Annotated in this window: 19 protein-coding genes; 8 read left to right on the top strand and 11 right to left on the bottom strand. The window is 55.5% G+C overall.

Annotation, left to right across the window (positions count from 1 at the left end; translation table 11 throughout):
• Window positions 1–17 precede the first annotated feature (17 nt).
• The 4 genes from ACFIOZ_RS14415 to ACFIOZ_RS14430 all read right to left on the bottom strand — a co-directional run bounded on the left by ACFIOZ_RS14415 (window position 18) and on the right by ACFIOZ_RS14430 (window position 6,931).
• Entirely contained in the window at window positions 18–1,307 is a 1,290-nt protein-coding gene (locus ACFIOZ_RS14415; protein ID WP_386078971.1) for a YeaH/YhbH family protein, read from the bottom strand.
• 38 nt (window positions 1,308–1,345) lie between these two features.
• Window positions 1,346–3,268: a PrkA family serine protein kinase gene (locus tag ACFIOZ_RS14420; protein ID WP_226247045.1), complete on the bottom strand. Its 1,923-nt coding sequence runs from the start codon at window positions 3,266–3,268 to the stop codon at window positions 1,346–1,348.
• Window positions 3,269–3,557: 289 nt separating this feature from the next.
• On the bottom strand, window positions 3,558–4,604 hold the full coding sequence (locus ACFIOZ_RS14425) for a threonine aldolase family protein (protein WP_386078975.1): 1,047 nt from the start codon (window positions 4,602–4,604) through the stop codon (window positions 3,558–3,560).
• Between the two features lie 305 nt (window positions 4,605–4,909).
• Window positions 4,910–6,931, bottom strand: a complete 2,022-nt coding sequence (locus tag ACFIOZ_RS14430) for an FAD-dependent oxidoreductase (protein ID WP_386078978.1) — start codon at window positions 6,929–6,931, stop codon at window positions 4,910–4,912.
• 160 nt (window positions 6,932–7,091) lie between these two features.
• Here ACFIOZ_RS14430 and ACFIOZ_RS14435 point away from each other — a divergent pair, with 160 nt between their 5' ends.
• Both ACFIOZ_RS14435 and ACFIOZ_RS14440 read left to right on the top strand, forming a co-directional pair.
• A complete protein-coding gene (locus tag ACFIOZ_RS14435) occupies window positions 7,092–8,009 on the top strand; it encodes a DMT family transporter (protein ID WP_386078980.1) in 918 nt (305 codons plus the stop codon).
• Window positions 8,010–8,048: 39 nt separating this feature from the next.
• Entirely contained in the window at window positions 8,049–9,617 is a 1,569-nt protein-coding gene (locus ACFIOZ_RS14440) for a GNAT family N-acetyltransferase (RefSeq protein WP_386078983.1), read from the top strand.
• A gap of 128 nt (window positions 9,618–9,745) precedes the next feature.
• Here ACFIOZ_RS14440 and ACFIOZ_RS14445 read toward each other — a convergent pair whose 3' ends face one another.
• The 4 genes from ACFIOZ_RS14445 to ACFIOZ_RS14460 all read right to left on the bottom strand — a co-directional run bounded on the left by ACFIOZ_RS14445 (window position 9,746) and on the right by ACFIOZ_RS14460 (window position 13,350).
• Entirely contained in the window at window positions 9,746–10,045 is a 300-nt protein-coding gene (locus tag ACFIOZ_RS14445) for an MGMT family protein (RefSeq protein ID WP_386078985.1), read from the bottom strand.
• Between the two features lie 66 nt (window positions 10,046–10,111).
• Window positions 10,112–10,720 carry an FMN-dependent NADH-azoreductase gene (locus tag ACFIOZ_RS14450; protein ID WP_386078988.1) on the bottom strand — a complete coding sequence of 203 codons (609 nt, stop codon included), beginning with the start codon at window positions 10,718–10,720 and terminating at the stop codon, window positions 10,112–10,114.
• Between the two features lie 213 nt (window positions 10,721–10,933).
• Window positions 10,934–12,382 (bottom strand): alanine/glycine:cation symporter family protein, encoded by a 1,449-nt coding sequence (locus ACFIOZ_RS14455; protein ID WP_386078990.1) that lies wholly within the window; start codon window positions 12,380–12,382, stop codon window positions 10,934–10,936.
• A gap of 101 nt (window positions 12,383–12,483) precedes the next feature.
• On the bottom strand, window positions 12,484–13,350 hold the full coding sequence (locus ACFIOZ_RS14460) for a LysR substrate-binding domain-containing protein (RefSeq protein WP_386078993.1): 867 nt from the start codon (window positions 13,348–13,350) through the stop codon (window positions 12,484–12,486).
• A gap of 162 nt (window positions 13,351–13,512) precedes the next feature.
• Here ACFIOZ_RS14460 and ACFIOZ_RS14465 point away from each other — a divergent pair, with 162 nt between their 5' ends.
• From ACFIOZ_RS14465 to ACFIOZ_RS14475, 3 genes are all read left to right on the top strand, one after another.
• Window positions 13,513–14,685 carry a TauD/TfdA family dioxygenase gene (locus ACFIOZ_RS14465; protein ID WP_386078996.1) on the top strand — a complete coding sequence of 391 codons (1,173 nt, stop codon included), beginning with the start codon at window positions 13,513–13,515 and terminating at the stop codon, window positions 14,683–14,685.
• Between the two features lie 65 nt (window positions 14,686–14,750).
• Window positions 14,751–15,689 carry an ABC transporter substrate-binding protein gene (locus tag ACFIOZ_RS14470; protein WP_386078998.1) on the top strand — a complete coding sequence of 313 codons (939 nt, stop codon included), beginning with the start codon at window positions 14,751–14,753 and terminating at the stop codon, window positions 15,687–15,689.
• Window positions 15,690–15,765: 76 nt separating this feature from the next.
• Window positions 15,766–16,470, top strand: coding sequence for a TVP38/TMEM64 family protein (locus ACFIOZ_RS14475; protein ID WP_386079001.1), 705 nt, complete (start codon window positions 15,766–15,768; stop codon window positions 16,468–16,470).
• On the opposite strand, the gene ACFIOZ_RS14480 is transcribed toward ACFIOZ_RS14475, so the two are convergent.
• Together ACFIOZ_RS14480 and ACFIOZ_RS14485 are read right to left on the bottom strand one after the other, a co-directional pair.
• Window positions 16,452–18,698 carry a glycosyltransferase gene (locus tag ACFIOZ_RS14480; protein ID WP_386079003.1) on the bottom strand — a complete coding sequence of 749 codons (2,247 nt, stop codon included), beginning with the start codon at window positions 18,696–18,698 and terminating at the stop codon, window positions 16,452–16,454. The two genes, ACFIOZ_RS14475 and ACFIOZ_RS14480, sit on opposite strands and share 19 nt — an antisense overlap.
• Window positions 18,699–18,805: 107 nt before the next feature.
• Window positions 18,806–19,234 carry a secondary thiamine-phosphate synthase enzyme YjbQ gene (locus ACFIOZ_RS14485; RefSeq protein ID WP_386079005.1) on the bottom strand — a complete coding sequence of 143 codons (429 nt, stop codon included), beginning with the start codon at window positions 19,232–19,234 and terminating at the stop codon, window positions 18,806–18,808.
• Window positions 19,235–19,414: 180 nt separating this feature from the next.
• Here ACFIOZ_RS14485 and ACFIOZ_RS14490 point away from each other — a divergent pair, with 180 nt between their 5' ends.
• Window positions 19,415–19,951 (top strand): lipocalin family protein, encoded by a 537-nt coding sequence (locus tag ACFIOZ_RS14490; protein WP_386079008.1) that lies wholly within the window; start codon window positions 19,415–19,417, stop codon window positions 19,949–19,951.
• A gap of 4 nt (window positions 19,952–19,955) precedes the next feature.
• Here the strand turns inward: ACFIOZ_RS14490 and ACFIOZ_RS14495 are convergent, their stop codons facing one another.
• On the bottom strand, window positions 19,956–20,894 hold the full coding sequence (locus ACFIOZ_RS14495; protein WP_386079011.1) for a LysR family transcriptional regulator: 939 nt from the start codon (window positions 20,892–20,894) through the stop codon (window positions 19,956–19,958).
• Window positions 20,895–21,056: 162 nt separating this feature from the next.
• Between ACFIOZ_RS14495 and ACFIOZ_RS14500 the strand changes: the two genes are divergently transcribed.
• Together ACFIOZ_RS14500 and ACFIOZ_RS14505 are read left to right on the top strand one after the other, a co-directional pair.
• Window positions 21,057–22,130, top strand: coding sequence for a tartrate dehydrogenase (locus tag ACFIOZ_RS14500; RefSeq protein ID WP_386079014.1), 1,074 nt, complete (start codon window positions 21,057–21,059; stop codon window positions 22,128–22,130).
• A gap of 160 nt (window positions 22,131–22,290) precedes the next feature.
• A complete protein-coding gene (locus ACFIOZ_RS14505; protein WP_386079017.1) occupies window positions 22,291–23,319 on the top strand; it encodes an SMP-30/gluconolactonase/LRE family protein in 1,029 nt (342 codons plus the stop codon).
• Window positions 23,320–23,324: the final 5 nt, after the last annotated feature.

Consider the following 23,324-nt stretch of genomic DNA (forward strand, 5'->3'; position numbering starts at 1 on the left):
CACTCCTCTACACACGGTCAAGACGACTGGCTTAAGCGGCGCTTAAACAACTCACGAAAGACCGGATAAATATCGCCCGCCTCCACAATTTGGCGCATGGCAAAGCGTTCAGGAAACTCTTTCACCACACTTTCGTACTCATGCCACAGTGACTGATGATCATGGGGCGTAATCTCCACGTAGGAGTAGTACTGCAGCTGCGGCATAAGCTGTTTGACCAGCAAGTCGCGGCAAATATTGGAGTCGTCGTCCCAGTTATCACCATCAGAAGCCTGGGCCACATATAGATTCCACTGACCCACGGGATAGCGCTTTTCGATAATGCTATTCACCAGGTTCAGGGCACTGGAAACAATCGTACCGCCAGTTTCCCGGGAGTAGAAAAACTCCTCTTCACTGACTTCCCGGGCGGCGGTATGGTGACGCACGAAGACCAGCTCGACTTTCTCGTAGTGCTTCTCCAAGAACAGATAGAGCAGCAGGAAAAACCGCTTGGCGATGTCTTTATGGTTTTGGGTCATCGAGCCGGAAACATCCATGACACAAAACATCACCGCTTGATTGGAGGGCTGTGGCTGCGCGCTAAGCTGGTGGTAGCGCAGGTCATAAGTATCAATAAAGGGTACGCCCGCGATACGCTTCTCCAGGCGCTCAATTTCGGCTTTCAGCTCAGTGATGCGTGCAGGATTGCGCAGTACCGGGTCTTTACGCTCTTCGGCCTCCAAGGCATCAATCGCTTCTCTTAGCGCCCGCTTAATCGGCGCGCGCATGGCAATACGCCGGGCATAGGCTTCGCGCATCGAGCGGGTAATGCTAATCCGCGACGGTACACCGTCCCGGGAGAGCCCCGCTCGCACCATTTTGACCTCTTCAAGCGATTTCAACGGTTTACGTTGCAAATGGGGGAGCTCTAAACCGTCAAAAACAAACTCCAAAAACTCTTCGCGACTCAGTGTAAAAGCGAACTCATCGACGCCTTCACCCTGATTAGAGGCTCCCCCCTCGCCGGTGCCACTACCGCCACCCTGACCACCGGGACGGCGGATTTTGTCACCAGCGACAAACTCTTTATTACCGGGCGAAACGATATTACGCGCCCCGCCCGGCCCATGCTGGAAGACCGGCTCTGAGATATCCTTCGCCGGAATCGAGATTTTCTCGCCGCGCTCCATATCGGTAATTGAGCGGCGGTTAACAGCCTCCTCAACCGAGCGCTTGATATGCTTACGGTAGCGCTCCAAAAAGCGCTGACGATTTACCGCGCTTTTATGTTTCGCGTTTGGCCTTCGATCAATAAAGTAGGTCATACGACCTCCTTAGACACCCATCTTAAGCATGCCACCCCTTACTGGGACTTGCGCACGCGCAGATACCACTCGGATAGCAACCTCACCTGTTTCTCGGTGTAGCCACGATCGACCATCCGCGCCACAAAGTCCTCATGCTTTTTCTGATCCGAGCGGGAAGCCTTGGCATTGAACGAAATCACCGGCAGCAGCTCTTCGGTATTGGCGAACATCTTGTGCTCGATCACGCCCTTGAGCTTTTCATAAGACTGCCAACTTGGGTTCATGCCATTGTTCTGCGCCCTCGCCCGCAGCACAAAATTGACCACCTCGTGGCGGAAGTCTTTAGGGTTCGAGATGCCCGCGGGTTTTTCGATTTTCTCCAGCTCTTCGTTGAGCGCCTGGCGGTCTAGTAACTCGCCGGTTTCGTGGTCACGGTACTCCTGATCCTGAATCCAGAAGTCTGCGTAGGTCACATAGCGGTCAAAGATATTCTGGCCATACTCGCTATAGGATTCGAGGTAAGCGGTCTGGATCTCCTTGCCGATAAAGTCCACATAGCGCGGCGCCATATACTCTTTGATAAAGCCTAAGTAGCGCTCAAACACTTCCGATGGCAACTGCTCGCGCTCCAATGCCTGTTCAAGTACATACAGTAAATGGACTGGGTTAGCGGCCACCTCGGTGCTGTCGAAGTTAAATACCTTGGAGAGAATCTTGAACGCAAAGCGCGTAGAAAGCCCCTGCATGCCCTCATCGACGCCGGCGGCGTCACGGTACTCCTGAATAGACTTGGCGCGGGGGTCGGTGTCTTTCAGATTTTCACCGTCGTAGACGCGCATTTTCGAGTAGATATTGGAGTTTTCCGGCGCTTTCAGCCGCGATAGCACCGAGAACTGGGCCAGCATGCGCAGGGTATCCGGTGCGCAGGGCGCGGCGTTAAGTGAAGAGTCCTCAAGCAGTTTTTGATAAATCTTGATCTCTTCGGTAACCCGTAGGCAATAAGGCACCTTGACGATATAAACCCGGTCAAGAAACGCTTCATTGTTGCGGTTGTTGCGAAACGCCTGCCACTCCGACTCGTTGGAGTGGGCCAGAATTACCCCATCAAAGGGAATCGCCCCCATGCCTTCGGTAGGGTTGTAGTTGCCCTCTTGCGTAGCGGTAAGCAGTGGATGCAGCACCTTGATCGGCGCCTTGAACATCTCCACAAACTCCATCAGCCCCTGGTTTGCCCGGCATAGGCCACCGGAGAAGCTGTAGGCATCCGGGTCATCCTGGGAGTAGAGTTCCAATTGGCGAATATCGACTTTACCCACCAGTGACGAGATATCCTGGTTGTTCTCATCCCCCGGCTCGGTTTTGGAGATAGCAATCTGGTTAAGCCGAGAAGGGTATAACCGCACCACGCGGAACTGGGAAATATCGCCACCGTACTCTTTCAGCCGCTTCGCTGCCCAGGGCGACATTACGCTGCGTAAATAGCGTTGTGGAATGCCGTACTCTTTCTCCAGCAGTTCGCCGTCCTCTTCAGGAGAGAACAGGCCCAACGGCGACTCGTAAACCGGCGAACCTTTAATGGCATAAAAGGGGATCCTCTCCATCAACAGTTTAAGACGCTCGGCGAGTGACGATTTACCGCCACCTACCGGCCCCAGCAGGTAGAGAATCTGCTTGCGCTCTTCCAGCCCCTGGGCCGCATGGCGGAAGTAGGAGACGATCTGCTCAATGGCCTCCTCCATACCGTGAAACTCGGCAAAGGCAGGGTAGCGGCGAATCACTTTATTAGAAAAAATACGTGATAGACGCGGGTCTTTCGCCGTGTCGATCACCTCAGGCTCGCCTATGGCTTCCAGCATGCGCTCGGCGGCGCTGGCATAAACCTTCGGATCACGGCGACAAAGCGCCAAGTACTCCTCAAGGCTCATGTCCTCTTGCTGAACGCGGGAAAAACGGTCTTGAACGTGATCAAAGATGCTCATGAAACTCTCCTATGGCCCATCCCCAGGCAGTCACCGTCAAGCCAAGTGTGTCGCAACGGCGTGCCAAACGAGGTGTCGCTTTTTTAGCGTAGTCAGCATTAGCAAAAAGTGATGACTAAAACTTCAACGCTGCAGCGATATAGATAAGAGAATTATTCAGACGAATAGTTGCGTTAGTCCAGGCATCACCAATAAACGCAAAGCATGACCCAGCAACGCCGCTGGCATTGGCAGCGGCGTTGCTGGGTCATGCGTGACAAGCCGCGCCACAAAGAGCGCAACACCGCCGTTACTGCGCTAGTACCAAGCGGATATCGGCTAGTAGCGCATCCAGCAGTTCAACGGTAGTGTTCCAAGCACACACAAAACGGGCTCCGCCTGCGCCAATAAAGGTATAGAAGGTCCAGCCTTTGGCTTTCAACGCTTCAATCGCCGGTAGCGGCAATTCAACGAAGACGCTATTGGCCTGGGTAGGGAACATAAGTGATACGCCCGGCAGCGCTTGCAGCCCTTCCGAGAGATAGCGCGCCATTTCGTTGGCATGCTGGGCGTTAGTTAGCCAGGCGCCGCTCTCTAACAGCCCTAACCACGGGGCTGAAACAAAGCGCATTTTGGAAGCCAACTGCCCCGCCTGCTTGCAACGGTAGGAGAAATCTTCGGCTAAATCACGATTAAAGAACAGGATCGCTTCGCCAAACGCCAGGCCGTTTTTAGTGCCCGAAAAACACAGCGCATCCACGCCTACCTGCCAAGTAAGCTCGGCCGGTGACATGTCTAAACTAGCACAGGCGTTGGCAAAGCGAGCCCCGTCCATGTGCAGTCGCAGGTCATGCTTATCGGCAATGGCTCGAATGGCCATTAGCTCTTCGCGAGAATAAAGGGTGCCCACCTCGGTGGCCTGGGTGAGCGATACCACTTTGGGTTTGGGGTAGTGAATATCGCTGCGTTTGGTGACCAGCGCCTCAATGCCTTCCGGTGTTAGCTTACCGTTGGCCCCCGGCGAAGTGAGCAGTTTGGCACCATTAGAGAAGAACTCCGGGCCGCCACACTCGTCGGTTTCGATATGCGCCAGCTCGTGGCAAATAACGCTGTGGTAGCTGCGCCCCATCGCCGAGAGTGCCAGTGAGTTGGCGGCGGTACCGTTGAAAACAAAGAAGACATCGCAGTCGTAGTCAAACATCTCGCGGAAGCGATCCGCGGCGCGGGCGGTCCAGAGATCGTTGCCGTAAGCCAAATCATCACAGCGGTTGGCTTCCAGCAGGTATTCCATCGCCTCCGGGCAGATACCGGAGGTGTTATCACTGGCTAAAAATCGCGGGCTACACTCCGAGGTCATGACGACAGTCCTTTTATCTGGCGATCGAACAGCGCGAGCTGGGTGCCACTCGCGCCTTTAATATCTAATTATGCTTAATAACTAGATTAGTCATTTAGTCTATCGCCATTTATGGGCTAACGTCACCTGCTCAACGTTCCTGCACAGAACTATCTCATGACGTACCGGTGATGAGGACAGGTTTCCGCGAGGGCGCTGTAAATCCATCCATGGACGCTACTTTCGCCATCCATGGCGAAAGACCCTCGCTTCAACCTGCCCTCACACCTAGTGAATGGGCGTTTGTAAAATTTACTCTAACCAGCCTACAGGCCAGCGGCCAATCGAGTACCCTGCTCAATGGCGCGTTTGGCGTCCAGCTCGCTGGCTTCATCCGCGCCGCCAATAATATGTACCGCTGTTCCTGCACGCTCTAGCGGCGCCAACAGATCGCGCACCGACTCCTGCCCGGCGCACACGACAATGCTGTCAACGGCGAGCACTTGATCGGCGCCGTCGCGGCGAATGTGCAGCCCCTCGTCGTCGATTTTGAGGTATTCGCAGCCGGTGAGGGTTTTTACCCCCCGCTGCTTAAGCGATGCGCGGTGTACCCAACCGGTGGTTTTCCCCAGATACTTACCCGGCTTGGAGGCTTTACGCTGGAGCATGACAATGTCACGGGGAACCGCAGGCGGCGTCGGCGCTTTCAGGCCGCCCCGTTCGCCCACCGCCAAATCAACGCCCCACTCGTCACACCAATCGGCAATATCCAATGCCGGGTGTCCTTGGTGCGCCAGCAATTCAGACACATCAAAGCCAATGCCTCCCGCACCAATCACCGCCACTTTACGGCCAACGCGCTCAGGGGATTCAATCGCTTCGGCATAACTCAGCACCTTGTCGTGATCGTAACCGGGCAGGCTTAGCTCCCGGGGTTGAACGCCGGTGGCCATGACCACCTCGTCAAATTCGGCAAGCGTTTCTACAGTGGCGGTGGTATTCAAGCGAACCTCTACCGCATGCTTCTCCAGCATTACCCGGTAGTAGCGCAGCGTCTCGTTAAACTCTTCCTTACCAGGAATCTTACGCGCATAGTTAAACTGCCCGCCCAGCTCGCTGCGCTGCTCAAATAAGACCACGCTATGGCCGCGGCTTGCGGCTGTCACAGCCGTTGCCAGCCCCGCCGGGCCACCGCCCACTACGGCCACCCGTTTGGGCGTTTGTGCCGGTTCAATGGTCAGTTCGGTCTCGTGGCAAGCGCGGGGATTGACCAAACAGGAGGTCAGCTTGCCAGCAAAGGTGTGATCCAGGCAGGCCTGGTTACAGGCGATACAGGTATTGATCTCTTCCGCCAGGCCCTGTTCGGCTTTGCGCACCCAGGCGGAGTCAGCCAGGAAAGGCCGCGCCATGGAGACCATATCCGCGTGGCCTGCTGCCAGCACACGCTCCGCCACCTCGGGCATATTGATGCGGTTGGTGGTGATTAACGGAATCGATAGCGCCGATTTGATGCGCTTAGTCACTTCAGTAAAGGCAGCGCGGGGCACGCTAGTCACAATGGTAGGTACCCGTGCTTCGTGCCAACCGATACCGGTGTTGATCACATTCGCCCCAGCCGCTTCGATTGCTTGACCCAGCGTGACAACCTCCTCCCAGGTACTGCCCTCTTCGACTAAATCAATCATTGAGAGGCGGAAGATGATCACAAAACGTTCACCCACTGCCGCGCGAACCCGACGCACAATCTCGACCGCAAAGCGCATACGGTTTTCAAACGCCCCGCCCCACTCATCGTCACGCTGGTTGGTGCGTTGGCAAATAAACTGATTGATCAGGTAGCCTTCCGACCCCATGATTTCAACCCCATCGTAACCCGCCTGTTGAGCAAGCCTGGCACAGCGAACATAGTCGGCAATTTGTTGCTCAACCTCATCGCTGCTCAGCGCCCGAGGCATAAAGGGATTAATCGGCGCCTGAATAGCCGAAGGTGCTACCAGATCCGGCGAGTAGGCGTAACGTCCAGCATGGAGAATCTGCATACACAGGTGGCCGCCCTCGGCATGCACGGCATCAACCACCCCTTGATGCTCCGGCAACTGCGCTTCATCAATAAGCGCGTTGGCTCCCTGGAAAACCGCGCCCTCTGGATTAGGCGCGATTCCGCCGGTGACGATCAGGCTGACGCCCTCCCGAGCCCGCTCAGCATAAAAGGCCGCTAAGCGTTCAAAGCCATTGGGGGCCTCTTCCAGATTGGTATGCATCGAGCCCATTAAGACGCGGTTGGGCAGGGTTAAATGGCCAATGGCCAGTGGGCGAAACAGATTTGGGTACGCGGGCGTTTGGCTCATCACGGGTCTCCTGAATTTTATTAGCGTCATTATAAAACAAATTCAAACAAGCGTATGACATCCAGAGCATCACGTATAGTCCCTAGATACTTGGGCCAACCGCTTGCCCAGCGTGCAAATCCGCGGCACATTACCCGGCTAACGATAAGGAACCGTTGCTATGCCCTTGATGTACTTTTTACCGCCGCTTGCCACCGTGCTTATCTGGTCGGGCAATATGACCATTAACCAGCTTAGCGTAGGTGCCATCGCGCCTAGCAGCATCGCTTTTCTACGCTGGCTGCTTGCCCTGGCGGTGATGACCCCCTTTGTCCTCCCCGCTGCGCTACGACACCGCGACGAAATACGTCGCCAGTGGCCAAAGCTTGCGCTTTTGGGCTTGCTAGGCATGGGCCTGTGGCAGGGGCTGGCCTATGTGGCTGCCGAAACAACCACCGCGACCAATATGGGCATTCTTGCCGCCATGGTGCCACTGTTAACGGTGCTGCTGAGCGCACTGATTCTTCGCGAGCCGCCGACCCTGGGCGGCATTGTGGGCGGCGTGCTGGCCTTCGTCGGGGTTACAGTGCTCCTGGGCCGCGGCAATCCCCTCTCGCTGCTACAGCTACAGGTGGCCCTAGGAGATGCGCTGATGGTGGTAGCCGCCACTTGCTACGCGCTATATGGGGTGATGCTCAAGCGCTGGTCGATGAATTTACCGCCCTGGGTGATGCTTTATGCCCAGGTCTGTTTTGCGGTGCTGTTCTTGTTACCGCCTTATTTGATGGGGCCAATGACACCTATCGATGGCCAAAATATCGGTCTGATTGTCTACGCGGGCATTCCTGCTTCGATCATCACCACTTTTTTATGGATGCGCGCGGTGCGCCAGATCGGTGCCAATCAATCGAGTATTTTCATCAACTTGATGCCGCTATTTAGCGCACTGATTGCGATGGCCTTCTTGGGAGAACAAGTGGCGGGGTTCCACTTTACCGGTGGGCTACTGATTCTGGCTGGGGTCATTATGGCGCAAACGCTGACACGCCCGTTAGCACGTGGTTTAACCTCGGATAAGCCTAGCAACGCCCAACAATGATAGAATGGTCGTTTACTTCTGACGCTGGGAAGCCCTGATATGTCCCTGGAAGAACTGCATCTTAATCTACGCAACCTAATGAGCGATGACTACGATCAGCTCAAGGCGTTGATGGACGCTGTCTATCACGATATCGGCGGGTCATGGCCGAAACACACCATCGACAAATTGATTCAGGAATTCCCCGACGGCCAAATCGCCATAGAAGACGATGGCCTTCTGGTGGGCGTAGCACTCACCGTGCAGGTGGATTACGACGAATTCTCCAACCCGCATAAGTACGATGACCTGATCGGCCATCGTGAGATCATCCTCAACGACGAGGATGGCGACGCTATGTATGGGCTGGATGTACTGATTCACCCGGACTACCGGGGTTATCGACTGGGCCGCCGCCTTTACGAAGCGCGTAAAGAGCTGTGCCGCTCCATGAACCTACGGGCGATCCTTGCCGGTGGACGCATTCCTGAGTACCACCAGCACGCCGATGAACTCACGCCTGCTCAATATATCGATAAAGTCTCACGTAAAGAGATCTACGATCCGATCCTCTCTTTCCAGCAGGCCAATGACTTCCAGGTAAAGCGCCTACTGCGCAAATACCTACCGGAAGATGAGCAGTCGCGGGGTTACGCCACCCTGCTGGAGTGGAACAACATTCTATTTGAGCCCGCGGCCAGCGTGCTTGATAACAAACCGACCCAGGTGCGGGTGGGCGCGGTGCAGTGGCAGATGCGTGAGTTCTCCTCGGTAGAAGCCGCGCTTCAGCAGATCGAGTACTTCGTCGACGCGCTCTCCGACTACCAGAGTGACTTTGCGGTATTTCCAGAGCTGTTCAACGCACCGTTGATGGGCCTTCAAGACCGCGCCGCTCAACAGGATCAAATGGGCGCAATTCGCTTTTTGGCCGGTTTCACCGAGCGCTTTAAGTCTGAACTGTCGCGTATGGCGGTCTCCTACAATATCAATATTGTTGGCGGCTCGATGATTGAAGTGGGGGACGATGACCGACTCTACAACATCGCCTACCTGTTCCATCGCGACGGCACCGTTGAGCGCCAGGCCAAGCTACACATTACCCCACAAGAGCGCCGCGACTGGGTAATCGAGGGCGGCGATGAGCTACAGGTGTTCGATACCGACGCCGGCCGCGTGGGCATTCTAATTTGCTACGACGTGGAGTTTCCAGAGCTGGGCCGGCTGCTGGCTGACCAGGATATGGACATTCTGTTTGTGCCCTTCTGGACCGATACCAAAAACGGTTACCTGCGTGTGCGCCATTGTGCCCAGGCGCGGGCGATAGAGAACGAGTGCTACGTCGTACTCTGCGGCAGCGTCGGCAACCTGCCTTCCATTGAAAACCTGGATATCCAGTACGCCCAATCAGCAGTGTTTTCCCCCTCTGACTTCGCCTTCCCCCACGATGCGGTGCTGGCGGAAACCACGCCCAATACCGAGATGATCTTCTTTTCGGACTTGGATCTCACTCGCCTAACGGTAGTACGCGCCGAAGGCTCTGTGACCAACCTTAAAGACCGCCGCAAAGACCTATTTGATCTGCGTTGGCGCGACTGGTCGTGGAAATCGGGTGCTAATTTGGAAGAGTGAGGAGTAAAATGTGAGGTGTGAGGTGTGAGGTGTAAAGCAAATCACCAACGCTCATAATAAACTCGCCACCATATACAACGGCGCCGCCCAATTTGGGCGGCGCCGTTGTTTTAAAAATACCTTAAAGCTTAATCAGGCCAAACGAGGTGCGCTGGTATGCGGCCTTTGGCATCGAACAGCACGCCTTCATCGCGCAGTTTGCGGTGCTGGCGTTCGGCGCCGCCGTGATCGGCGAGCTTCAAAGAGGAGGCAATCACTCTGTGCCAGGGGAGCTGATGGCCATCCGGCAGATGCCGCATGGCGGAACCTACCATGCGTGGGGTGGCACCTTCGGTCATGGCGGCAATGCGGCCATAGGTGGTCACGCGTCCCGGCGGAATTTGATCGACAATGGTGTAGATCTGTTCGAGCAGTTCCGGCCGGGCCATGTGATTCTCCTTCTATTATTCCTTGAGAGGCCTTGAGATATTCCTTGAGAGCGCGCCTAAGCGTGCTTAAAGCCCCTCAACCAGTTGATCGATCGCCTGGAAAGCTTCTTTAAGGGCAACAGCGCGATGCTGATCCCCCATGTTCAGGCCTTCTGCGTAAACCACGTCTACATCGGTAATGCCCATCAAGCCTAGCATGCTTTTAAGATGTGGCGTCTGGCTATCCATCTCGGTGCCGGCATACATGCCGCCACGAGCTGCCAGAATAATTGCCCGCTTGCCCTCCACCAAGCCTTGAGGGCCATTTTCGGTATAACGAAACGTTTCACCGGCCCGCAGTACTCGGTCAAACCAGGCCTTGAGCTGCGAAGGAACGCCCAGGTTATACATGGGCACGGCGATCACCAAAACATCATTGGCGCGCAACTCAGCCAGCAGTTCGTCAGAACGCACGGCTAACGCCTGCTGCTCGGCAGTACGCTCTGCGGCCGCCACTTGCCAAGCACCTAGTTCGCTAATATCCAAGTGAGGCAGTGTGTTCTTGACGACATCACGCTGGGTGACCTCGATATCGTTGCGGGCATTAGCCTGTTCAATCAAGCGATTCGCCAACGCATTAGATTGACCATTATCAGCCAGAATAGAAGAAGTAATCACCAGGGCACGAGTTGTCATTGAAAGCTCCAAAATCATTAAAGGGAAGGATTGGGAGCTATTCTACGGCGCTTTCTAATAAGCAAAAGCGCAACGTTTTCCGACTTGTATTCGATTAAATCGAATCATACCAGCACCAATAAAAAACCCCGCGTCGCAAAATGCGAGACGGGGCGCGGCCAGCCTACTAAACGCCTTGGACTCGTCTAGTGCAGCTCGTTTGGCTCAACTCAATTACTTTTTAGGCCAGGCCTTTGGATCAACCTTATCAACCAGCTTGGGGAAGCGGCTGGGGTCGAAAACCGGCTCTTTGCCCGCTTTCAACTGCCTTTCGTAGTCGCGGAAGAGTGAGAAAGCCACTGGCGACAGCATGAGAATCGCGACCAGGTTAATAATCGCCATCATGCCCATGGAGAGGTCGGCGAAGTTCCAAATCGCCCCCAGGCTTGCCACCGAGCCAATCATGATCATTGCCAGCACCGCTAAGCGGTATATAAACACGGCAACCGGGGCGCGGCGCCCGGCCAGATACTCAATGTTGGACTCGCCATAAGAGTAGTTGGCAATCACCGATGTGAACGCAAACAGCAGAATAGCCACCGCGACGAACATGCCGCCCCACTCGCCCACATGGCTTGAGAGCGCCATTTGGGTCAACTGAATGCCGTTATTCTCCTCCCCCGCCATTAGCTCCGGGCCGGCCATAATGATAATGGCCGCCGTGGCAGTACAGATCACCAGCGTATCCAGAAACACCCCAAGCATCTGAATAAAGCCCTGAGCAGCGGGGTGATCGGGCCGCGTAGAGGCTGTGGCTGCCGCGTTGGGCGCTGAGCCCATGCCCGCTTCATTGGAAAACAGCCCGCGCTGAATGCCGTTCATAATCGCCTGGGAAACCGCGTAGCCTACTGCCCCACCGGCCGCCTGCTCAAAGCCAAAAGCACTACGCACAATAGCCATGATCGCAGCGGGTAAGTCGCTGATATTCAGCCCTACCACCACCAGCGCCAGAATTAAGTAGAGCAGCGCCATCAGCGGTACAACAAGCTCAGCCACCTTGGCAATCGACTTCAAACCGCCAAAGATGATCGGAGCAACCACCGCCATCAACACTAACCCCATTGCCCAGGTGGGAACGGCAAATGCCTGCTCCATGGCCTGGGCGATAGAGTTGGCCTGCACGCTGTTGAACGCCAACCCAAAGGCAATAATCAAACAGATAGAGAATAAAACGGCCAGCCAGCGCAAGCCCAAACCACGCTCAATATAACGTGCGGGGCCGCCACGGAAGGTGTTGTCGCCGTGGTCGGTTTTATATGCCTGGGCTAGGGTGGACTCAACAAAGCTTGTCGCCATCCCCACCATGGCGGTCATCCACATCCAGAAAATGGCACCAGGGCCACCCAAAGAGATAGCCACCGCGACACCCGCAAGGTTACCCGTGCCGACTCGGGCCGCTAGGCTGGTGGAGAGCGCTTGAAACGAAGAGATACCACCATTTGATTGGCGGGAACTGCCCAGCAGCTTGAACATATGGCCGAAATAGCGCAGCTGAATAGCGCGGGTCAGCACCGTAAAATAGAGGCCTGCGCCTATCAGCAGGTAAATCAGCACACTGCCCCAGAGCAGACCGTTGCCGCGATCCACCAGCGATGTCAGCAGTGGAGGAAGAGTAAAATCCATGAAAAGCACGCCTTTTTAAACAGTGAAGGCGCTTCATTTTTCACGGTTGCACCAAAATGGCAAGAAAATTGGCAAAAAGACGTTCAATCAGCAACAACCACTTAGCCCAGTGAATCAACGAGCCACTGCCAAACCAGTGCGGCTTCATCGCTGACGTGGCGTCGGCTAGGGCGCACCAGCCAGAAGCGTTCATCGCTGGGTACACTCAGCTCAAAAGGCGCCACCAAGTCGTTGTGCTGCTCCATTAAGCGCCGGTGGGTTAGCGCGATACCCCCACTCTGGCTCGCCAGGGCCAATGTCATGACTTGATTGTCGCAAGTGAGCGACCAGCACTGCGCCTCCAGATGGGCAACGCCCGCCTCCTGTAGCCACCCCGGCCACCCGACCCCAAATCCCACTGCATGAAGCAGCGTATGCCCCGCCAAATCACTTGGCTCGGTTAGCATCTCCGCTAAGGCTTGCGAGCAAACAGGCAGCAATTGCTCTTCGCCTAGCGGCTGCATTTCAACGCCCGTCCACTCTCCTTTGCCATAACGAATTTCGATATCGGCCCCTTCGGGGCCAAAGTCGTCCGGCCAGATAGCGCTCACTAGGCGAATCGCCACCTGAGGGTGAGCGTGGTGGAAAGCAATCAATCGCGGCGCCAGCCACGACTGCTGAATGATCGGCGTGGCCCGCAGCGTCACCGGCTGTTCAGAGGTGCTGCCAAACACTTCCAGGGTGCCTTCGCTAATACGCACAAAGGCATCGTGAATACTTGGCAGCCACGCCTGCCCGGCGGGGGTGAGCGTCAAACTGCGCGCATGGCGCACAAACAATTTCTGCCCCACCCGGTCTTCCAGCAGCCTGACTCGCTGACTAATGGCCGCTTGAGTGACACCCAGTTCATTGCCGGCGGCAGTAAAACTCAAAGTGCGCGCCGCAGATTCAAATGCTTGTAGCCATAGTAGAGGGGGTAACTGACTCATGAAAAAGGAACCTATAAATAAAATGACACCTTAGGGGCCAGATTAATCGTTTGTCACTGCCGCAGCTACTCCCCATCCTAGATAGCACTTACGCAAATCCCCTGAGGCATGCCTATAAAACCGCTGCTGGCACTGGCACTTAGGGAGCGAATTGGAGTTCACATGAACAGCGCGTTACAAACCTCACCTCAGGATCACGCCCCCGAAATGGGCGAATTAGCGCCTTATCACTCAAGCCCGGCACTCATACAAGCCACGCTGACTCAGCAAGGCGTAGCCCTAACGTGGCAAGAGGGTCACCAAACGACCCTGCCCCTGCGTTGGCTACGTGATCACTGCGCCTGCCCGGCCTGCCGCCACCCACAGACCCGCGAACGGCTTTACCTGCCCCTTGAACCCATCACCGAGCCACCCAGTGTTGCGCTGCTGGAGGGCCACTTGCACCTTACCTGGCAGGATGGTCACGTCAGTGCCTTTCATAGCGGCTGGTTATACCAGCGCCGTCCAGAGGCCGCGCTAGCCTCAGCCGTTCCAAAAGTCGCTCCGTGGGAAGATGACTTTGCTCCCGAGCGCATTCGCCATAGCGACTTTTTAACTCCAGAGGGCGAAAAGGCCTGGCTGACCGCCATGCTGCGGGACGGGCTGGCATTGATCACCGATGGCCCCCTGGTGGAAGAGGAAGTGAGCCGTTTAGCCGAACGTATTGGCCCCCTGCGTGCCACCAACTTTGGCGCTCGCTTTGACGTACGCTCCAAACCCAACCCTAATAACGCGGCCTATACTGCCGTGGGGTTACCGCTGCATATTGACCTGCCAAACTGGCGGCAGCCGCCGGATATTCAGCTGCTCTACTGCCTACAAAATGGTGCCAGCGGCGGCGAATCGCTGTTTGCCGATGGTGCGCGTGTGGTTGAGGCCCTGCGCCAGCAAGACCCGGCAGCGCTCGCGATTCTTAGCGAAACGCCCATCGACTTTCGCTTTCAGGATGAAACCCACGATATTTCCATGCGGGCACCGGTGGTCACCCTGGATAGCGCAGGCAATCTGGTCGAAATGCGCTTAAACAACTGGATTCGCGATGCCCTCCACCTGCCGGTAGAGCAGATGGATGCCTGGTACAGCGCCTACGCCCTGCTATGGAAGCTGTTTCACAGTGAAGCGCATCAGTTGGAGTTCACTCTTCTCCCAGGGCAGATGGTCGCTTTTGATAATCGCCGGGTACTCCACGGGCGGCGCGAATTTGATCCCAACAGCGGCGCACGCCATTTACAGGGCACCTATTTAGACCGCGATATGCTGGCTTCACGCCTCCGCGTGCTGGCTCGCAACGTTTAGCGTCATCCAATAATAACTGTTGAACGACAACACCTATCCAGACAAAAACCAAGCAAGGAGATCCCATGACACACCTTAAACCTCTCACCTCAAGCATTGCCTTCGCCACCGCTACGCTATTCGCCTCGGCAGTTCATGCCGACGACCAAACCCTAGATTTTGGGGTACCCGCCTGGCCCGGCATTACGGTTAAAACCGCCATTGCTGAAAAACTGTTAAACCCACTCGGTTACGAAACCAGCACTCACGACATTGGCCTACAAGTCATTTATCAAGGGATCGAAAGCGGCGATATCGACGCCTTCCTGGGTGCTTGGCTGCCCGCCCAGAGGGAAATGTTCAATCCGCGCAAGGAGTCAGGCGTACTTATCGATGTCGCCAACAACGTCGATGGCGCACAAATGACCCTGGCCGTGCCGGAATACCTGTATGAGAGCGGCATTCAAAGCTTTGCTGATCTGGATGAAAATCGCGAACAATTCGACGGCGAGATCTATGGCTTTGGGGCAGGCTCCGCCGCCAGCGAGATTCTCCACAATGCCATTGATAACGACACTTGGGGCCTAGGCGACTGGCAGATCGTCGATACCAGTGAAGTCGGCATGCTTTCCGCTGCACGTGATGCCATTTCCCGTGAAGAACCGATTGTCTGGGTAGGCTGGACGCCCCACTGGATGAACCTTGAACTGCCCATGCGCTACCTGGAAGACCCCGAAGACCTGTTCGGTGAGAATAACGGTGAAAGCGATGTGCTGACGCTGCTGCGCAGTGATTATGCTGAAGCCAACCCCAATGTGGTGACCTTCTTTGAGCAGTTCACCTTCTCCGCAGAAGAGCAGAGCTGGATGATTCAGGTGTTTGGCCAGGAAGAGCAAGACCTTAACGATGTCGCCGAACAGTGGATCAACGACCACCCGGAACGCATTGAAGCCATGCTGGCAGACGTCACCACCACTGACGGCGCCCCTGCCTGGCCGGTCATTGAAGCCCAGCTCGACAACTAACGTTTGGTGTAAACGCACCTTCATCCCATCGGACAGCTAGCGTATGCTAGCGCTTTTTTAGCCGATGGGAGTGGGCATGTCGCGGACATTGAGCAAGGGTGTTGGCCTGCTGGTAGTCGTCGTGCTGCTGGGCATCATGTGGCAGCTACTGCAGCGCTACGACCTACTCACCCAGGCGCGCCTTAGCGAGTTTATCGCTTATATTCGCCAGTGGCGTACCGCGCCCTGGATGTTTGCCGCGGTGATGACCACCTACGCCAGCGCGCTACTGGTGATGTTTCCGCTTAGCCTACTGGTGGTGGTAACAGGTCTACTGTTTGGCCCGATATGGGGATTGGCCTACGCCACGCTAGGCACATTGACCTCGTCTGTTGTGTCTTACTGGGTAGGCCACTGGTTAGGTCGAGAGGCGCTGATGCGCTATGGCGGGCGCCATCTGCGTGGCCTATCGGGTTACTTATCCAAGCGCGGCATTCGCACCATGACGGTGATCAACCTGCTGCCGCTGGCACCGTTCACACTCACCAATATGCTGGCGGGTGCCTTCCACCTTAAATTTCGCGACTATATGATCGGCTCCACCCTGGGTATTGTGCCTGGGCTGGCAGCGGTGATCCTATTGGGCAGTCAACTCGGCGCTCTTTTCACCGCGGCTTCAGCGAAAGAAATTATCCTAGCGGCTGTCGGACTCGCTGCCGGAGTTGGCCTGTTAATAGGCCTTAAGCGTTATGCCAGCCGTCGCCAAGCAGCAAAAAAACAGCCTCACCGTGAGGGTGAGTAATACTTGGCCAGCACCTCAGCGTAAAAGCTCGCCACTGTTGAGGCGAAATTGGCGATATCGAACTCTGCGGCAAACTGGCTGGCCTGCTTACCCAACTGCTCGCTGAGCTCGGCATCATCTTTTAATGCCACTACTTTCTCCCCCCACGCCTGTCGATTTCGCGGTGTTTTGAAGCCGTTTACGCCCTGGCGTACCACGTCATCAATACCGCTGGAGCGCACCGCCACGACCGGCAACCCCGCCGACATCGCCTCAAGAATCACCATGCCCTGAGTTTCCGAGGTGGAGGCAAACACAAACATATCGCCTAGATGGTAATAAAGCGCCATCTGGTCAGGCGGCACCGCGCCCACCAGCGTGGCCTGCGCCGTAAGTTTCAAGGTATCAATTTTGGTTTGAATCGCTGCACGATCCGGCCCATCGCCAATCAGTAGCAGATGAAAATCAGCGTGCCCCTGTGCCTTAAGCTCGGCGAGGGCTTCCAGCATAAAGCCAATATTTTTCTCTTTGCTAATCCGCGAGACGCTGATCAATATTTTGCTGGCAGGGTCGACACCTAATCGCTCGCGCAACGCCTCCAACGCACTCTCCTCTACCTGGGCAAACCGCGCCACATCTATGCCCGTAGGCTGCACTAGCGTGGGGGTTTTCACTCCAATCATGCGCAGATACTCCTCTGCGGAGTGAGTCGGCACAATCACCCCTTGGCAGCGGTTGGAAAAGCGCTTGATCAGGTAGTGCGAGATCAGATTTCGAAACAGTGCACCGGGCAATGGCACAAAGTGGGCATAGTGCTCCAGGCGGGTGTGATAGGTGTAGATTACCGGCACCTTGAGCCGACGCCCCATAAATAGCCCCATGGAACCTAGCCAAAAAGGGTGATGAACGTGAATGAGGTCAGGCTTGAACGCCCGCAGGCAGCGGCGAAAACGCGCGCTGAAGGGATTGGTTAACCGAAACTCGCCCTTCTGACCAAACGCCATCAGCGTAGGGATACGCTCTGTTGCGCTATCGTCATGCCAGGGATCCCGGTAGCGCGGCACCAGCAGTTGGATAGTGTGGCCTAGATCGCACAAGCCAGTGCGCAGGCGATCCACCGAGACCGATACCCCGGACACAAAGGGAAAATAGTTATTGGATACCATCGCTACCCGTAGCCTCTTATCCATAAAAGGCGTCGGGTCGATATCAAAATCGGGATAGTAGTCGCGGTCTTCAAAGATCAGCCGATGCAAGCGCAGCGCGAGCAGCGTCAATACCCCCACAATCAGCAAAAACCGGGTATAGCTAACGTAGAAAAAGGCATACACCGTAGAAGCCACACTACTCAGCATTCGCCACCAGCCAGGGCTATCCACGTTCAAACGTACTGGTGCAATAGTGACATTGTCACTGTCGACATCGACGATAACGTAGTGATGAAAGCTACTGTCGGCATCGATCAGAATACCGCCCGCGCCACCGGTGGTGACGTAATCCACTCCATTAATTGTCTGCTGAGAGAAAAGCGTCAGGTTGGCGGAGAACACGGTATCGACACCGTGCGCTTCCGCCAGCGCCATAATCCCATCAGCAAGGCGGGGGTCATTGAGGTAATTGTCCGCTTCAAACAGCGGCGCGTCGCTCACCACATTGTGCAGAGGCAAGCCAACAAACAAAAACCTATGCTTTGCTTCTGAGGCCGTAAGCTCCCGCTCCAACCAATCAAGCTGCCAGGAGGTAGAAGACTTCCCGGTGCCGTCAAGGAAGATAAAGTGGCTATTACCTGCGACAAAGGAGTAAAAATGGGGCCCAAAGTATTCGTAAAACAAGTAGCTACCAAAATCACTATCTTCGTTTTCGCCGTAGGTGAGTAAGTAAGGGACATTGAGCGTCTCCAGGCTCTGGTAGATCGCTTGGTAGCTCTCCTGTCGCCCCCCATTCACGGCATTGCCCGCAGAAACCAGAAAGTCGATACCGCCCTGATTGATGAGCGGCACAATCTCCTCCTGAAACACGTTTACTGAGTTATTGATATTGCCCACCACCGCAAAGCGGTAGTCGGTTCGATCCCTCAGTACCTCGCGTATATCTGCCACTTCAAGGGTATGCACCGACTCAAATTTGGACTCTGCCACATACAGCCAAATTTGGTGAGTAATCAGCCCTACCACCAGGGCGAGATTAAGGTAGAAGAACAGCCGCAACCAGCGCTGACGGGAAAGGCGAAAAAAGGAGCGTCGAGGCATTTAAAAGCGCTTTTCAATAATAAACATGACAAAGCCGCCACACGGGCGGTTTGAGCCTAAAAACGCCTTTACTATACAGCAACGTTGCATAGAGTTGGCGGCCCAGGTTAACGCGCCTCACAGCCGTTTAGGGTAGCCAGTAACCGCCGTGGCCCCGCTTGATTGCGGTGTTCTCCCAGCCATATGCCCTGCCAGGTACCTAAGGCCAAGCGTCCATCCCGCACCGCCAGGGTAAGCTCTGTTCCCAGCAGGCTGGCGGCCACATGGGCTGGCATATCATCAGGCCCTTCCAGCGTATGGCGAAAATAGGGCAAATCTTCGGGTACCAGACGACGCAGAAACGCGTCTAAATCGTGGCGCACATCCGGATCAGTGTTCTCATTAAGCGTTAACGAGGCAGAGGTATGCATCAGCTGCAAATGCAGCATGCCAATATGGCAGTCGTTTATGCATGGCAGCGCACGAGCTACATCATTTGTAATCAAATGAAAACCGCGCGCCACTTCGGGGAAATGAATCTCTTGTTGGAACCACATAAACACTCCTTTGTTTGCCGTTTAAATAGTGGCACGCCATCACCAACGTGCTCTTCTTGTATGGCAAAATAGCGTCAGACATAGTCCTTAACATTGCCCTTAAGATAGCCCTTACCATAGTACTTGAGACAGTACTTAAGATAGCCGATCCCTCATGAGTCTTCGCCAAGGAGCGCGTTAATGAAAGCAGTGCTAGGAAGCAGTGTCATCACCATGGCCCTACTCACAGGGTGTACCGGCATCCCTGATGGCACCAAGCCCGTCACGGGCTTTGAGCTAGACCGCTACCTGGGCCAGTGGTACGAAATAGCTCGCTTGGATCACTCCTTTGAACGCGGCCTTGACTGCGTTACCGCCACTTACAGTCTGCGCGATGACGGCGGTGTGCGAGTGATCAACCGCGGTTACAACCTTGAAGAGCAGGCTTGGGATGAAGCAGAAGGCCGCGCCTACTTTATTGATGCCCCAGACGTCGGGCGCTTGAAAGTAAGCTTTTTTGGCCCCTTCTACGGCGGCTATAACGTTCTTGAGCTGGATGAGGAGTACCAATGGGCATTAGTGGCCGGCCCGAACCGCGACTACCTATGGATCCTTTCACGCACGCCGGAGATGGATAACACGGCTGAAACCCGCCTGCGCCAGCGGGCAGCCGAACTGGACTTCCCCACCGATGAGTTGATCGACGTTAACCAGGCTGAGGCTTGCCCCCGCCGATAACGCCTTACCCCGCTGGCAGCGCCGAAACCCTGCCGGTCATCTCACGCTGAATATAATCGATAAAAGCGCGTAGCCGGGCGGGTACATGGCGGCGCTGCTCGAACACCGCATAGAAATCCGCCCGCACACCTTGCCAGCCAGGCAGCAGTTCAACTAACGCACCACTGGCAAGGTGCTCGTTCACGTCCCACCATGAGCGCAGCATGACACCGTGGCCGTCCAAGGCCAGCCGGGTAATGACCTCTCCATCGTTGCTAGCTAATCGACCACTGACCTTTATCGACTGTGTCTGCCCAGACTGCCCTTTCGCAGACTGAGCGGCTTGTTCAAAGCGCCAAAGCGGGAAATCACTGTCATTTTCGCGAATCACCAAACAGGCGTGTTGCTGTAAATCTGTCGGTACTTGCAGAGGCGGCGCCAGGGCAATGTAGGCAGGCGACGCACAGAGCACGCGTCGATTGGCCAGAATACGCCGAGCGACCAAGCGCGACTCAGGGGGCTCGCCCACGCGAATACCAATATCAAAGCCATGGTCGCTCAAATTGAGCGGAAAATTAGTCAGCTCTAACCACCCTTCCACTTCCGGGTGCTCAGCACAAAAGCGCGACAGCAGAGGCGCGATATGGCGGCGGCCAAAGCCAAAGGTGGCGTTAACCCGCAAACGCCCGCTAAGTGCTTGGTCAGCCCCCTCTCCCAGTGAGTTTTCCAGCTCATCCAGCTCATCTAAAATCAACGCGCCACGGGCCAGATAGAGCTCCCCCTCCGCCGTCAGCGTCAACCGCCGCGTGGTGCGAGCCGCCAGCTCTACCCCCAGGCGCGCTTCCAACTGTTTTAGCCGCTTACTCACCGCAGAGAGCGACAGCCCCAGCTCACGAGCCGTCGCGGTGAGGCTACCTGCCCGCGCCAAGTGCTGAAAAAATGCCAAATCATCCAGATGCGCCATGCCTCTCCCCAGCTATTCTATACTTTCACGCAACAATAGCTTGAATAGTAGCCTGATTATCTCCGCCAAAATAGCCGCTACACTCTACTTACTATTCACGACTCACGACTCACGACTCACGACTCACAAACATAGAAGCAACTAACAAGATAAGGAACCAGTATGACCCACCGTATCGCCATTATCGCCGGTGACGGCATCGGCACCGAAGTAATGCCCGAAGGCATTCGCGCCCTTGAGGCCACCGCCAAGCGGTTTAATATCGATCTTGAGTTCACCACTTTTGAGTTTGGTAGCTGCGACTACTATCTCGAACACGGCCAGATGTTGCCGGATGATTGGTTCGAGCAGTTAAAAGGTTTCGATGCGCTATTTTATGGCGCGGTGGGCTGGCCGGATAAAGTGCCCGACCATATTTCCCTATGGGGCTCGCTACTGCAGTTCCGGCGCCGCTTTGATCAGTACATCAACCTGCGCCCCTGTAAGCTCATGCCTGGTATCAAAAGCCCGCTGGCTGGCCGAAAACCCGGCGATATCGATTTTTATGTCGTGCGTGAGAACACCGAAGGCGAGTACTCAAGCGTTGGCGGCAAAATGTTTGAAGGCACCGACCGTGAAGTGGTGATTCAAGACACCGTCATGACCCGCACCGGCGTTGACCGGGTACTGAAGTACGCCTTTGAGCTGGCCCAAACCCGCCCGCGTAAAAAGCTCACCTCTGCAACCAAGTCCAACGGTATCTCCATCACCATGCCCTACTGGGATGAGCGGGTGGTCGAAATGGCCAAGGGCTACCCTGAGATCGCGGTGGATAAATTTCATATCGATATTCTCACCGCCAACTTCGTTCTTCACCCGGATTGGTTTGATGTAGTGGTGGGCAGCAACCTGTTCGGCGATATTCTTTCTGATCTCGGCCCCGCCTGCACCGGCACCATTGGCATTGCGCCTTCGGCCAACATCAACCCGGAAGGCAACTTTCCCAGCCTGTTTGAACCCGTACACGGCAGCGCGCCGGATATCGCCGGTAAAGGCATCGCCAACCCAATCGGTCAGATCTGGTCAGGCGCGATGATGCTGGAGCACCTGGGCTATAAAGAAGCGGGCGATGCAATGGTAACCGCCATTGAAAACGTGTTGAGTGAAGGCGATGCCACCGTACTTACCCGCGATGTGGGGGGAGAAGGCACCACTGCAAGCCTAGGCAAGGCAATTGCCAACGCTATTTCGCACTGACACAGCTATGTCATAGCGTTTGGCTGTCCGATTGTACCCAATCGGACAGCCTATGTATGCTCTTTGAGAATCTATGTTCTACATTTGTCCTGAGGGCGGAAGAAACGTCAGTTTCACTCCGCTCATAACAACATCAACAAACAACCATCAGGACAATGCTATGAAACTTGGACGCCGTCAGTTCCTTTCGGCATCGGCCGCCCTGGCCGCTGTTGGCACATCGCCCCAGCTTTTTGCTTTGCAGAGCTCACAAGGCTCCATCCCAGAACGATATCCAATCGATGCCTGGAAAGTCGAAGATTCCCGCTTTAGTGATTACATGATTTTTAACAGCCCTCTAGAGCGCCACTGGAGTGGAGGACTGTGGACAGAGGGGCCAGCATGGAACGCCGTAGGGCGTTATGTCGTGTTCAGCGACATACCCCGTGCCAAGCAGATGCGTTGGGACGAATCCACTGGCCAGGTCAGCGTTTTGAGAGAAAGTGTCGGCCACTCCAACGGTAATACCTTCGATCATCAGGGGCGGCTAATTGCTTGCGAGCACTACCCCTCACGCGTTTTGCGCTATGAGTGGGACGGCAGCACAACGGTGCTCGCCGAACGCTATCAAGGCAAACCGCTCAATGCCCCCAATGACGTGGTGGCACTGCCCTCGGGTGGAGTGATCTTTACCGATCCAGGCTATGGAGCTCACTTCGATTACGAGGGTAAAAAACGAGACCTGGAGTTAGAAACGGCCATCTATTACGTCGATGACAGCCTGGATGAGCCCATCATGCTGACCGACGATATTTATAAGCCAAACGGTATTGTATTAACACCGGATGGCGATGGGTTCTACGCCAGTGACAGTGCCCCCACCCATTTCGACGAACCCGCGCGAATTATTCGCTGGTCGCTGGGGGAAGAGGGTCGCAGTGTTAGCGACCGGCAAGTTATCGTGACCAGTGAAGACACGATTTTCGACGGTATGGCCTGCGACGTGGATGGCAATATCTGGTCAAGTGCCAATGGTGGCGAAGGTATCGACGGAGTAGTGGTCTTTTCACCGGAAGGCACCCTGCTGGGCCGAGTATTGCTACCCGAAGTCTGCTCAAACGTGTGTTTTGCGGGCAAGGGCCGCAATCGGCTATTTATGACGGCCAGCCAATCCGTCTACACCATTTATACGGCAGCGCGAGGAGCTTAGTAAGG

The sequence above is a fragment of the Vreelandella sp. F11 genome (genome assembly GCF_042466685.1).
Taxonomy (GTDB): domain Bacteria; phylum Pseudomonadota; class Gammaproteobacteria; order Pseudomonadales; family Halomonadaceae; genus Vreelandella.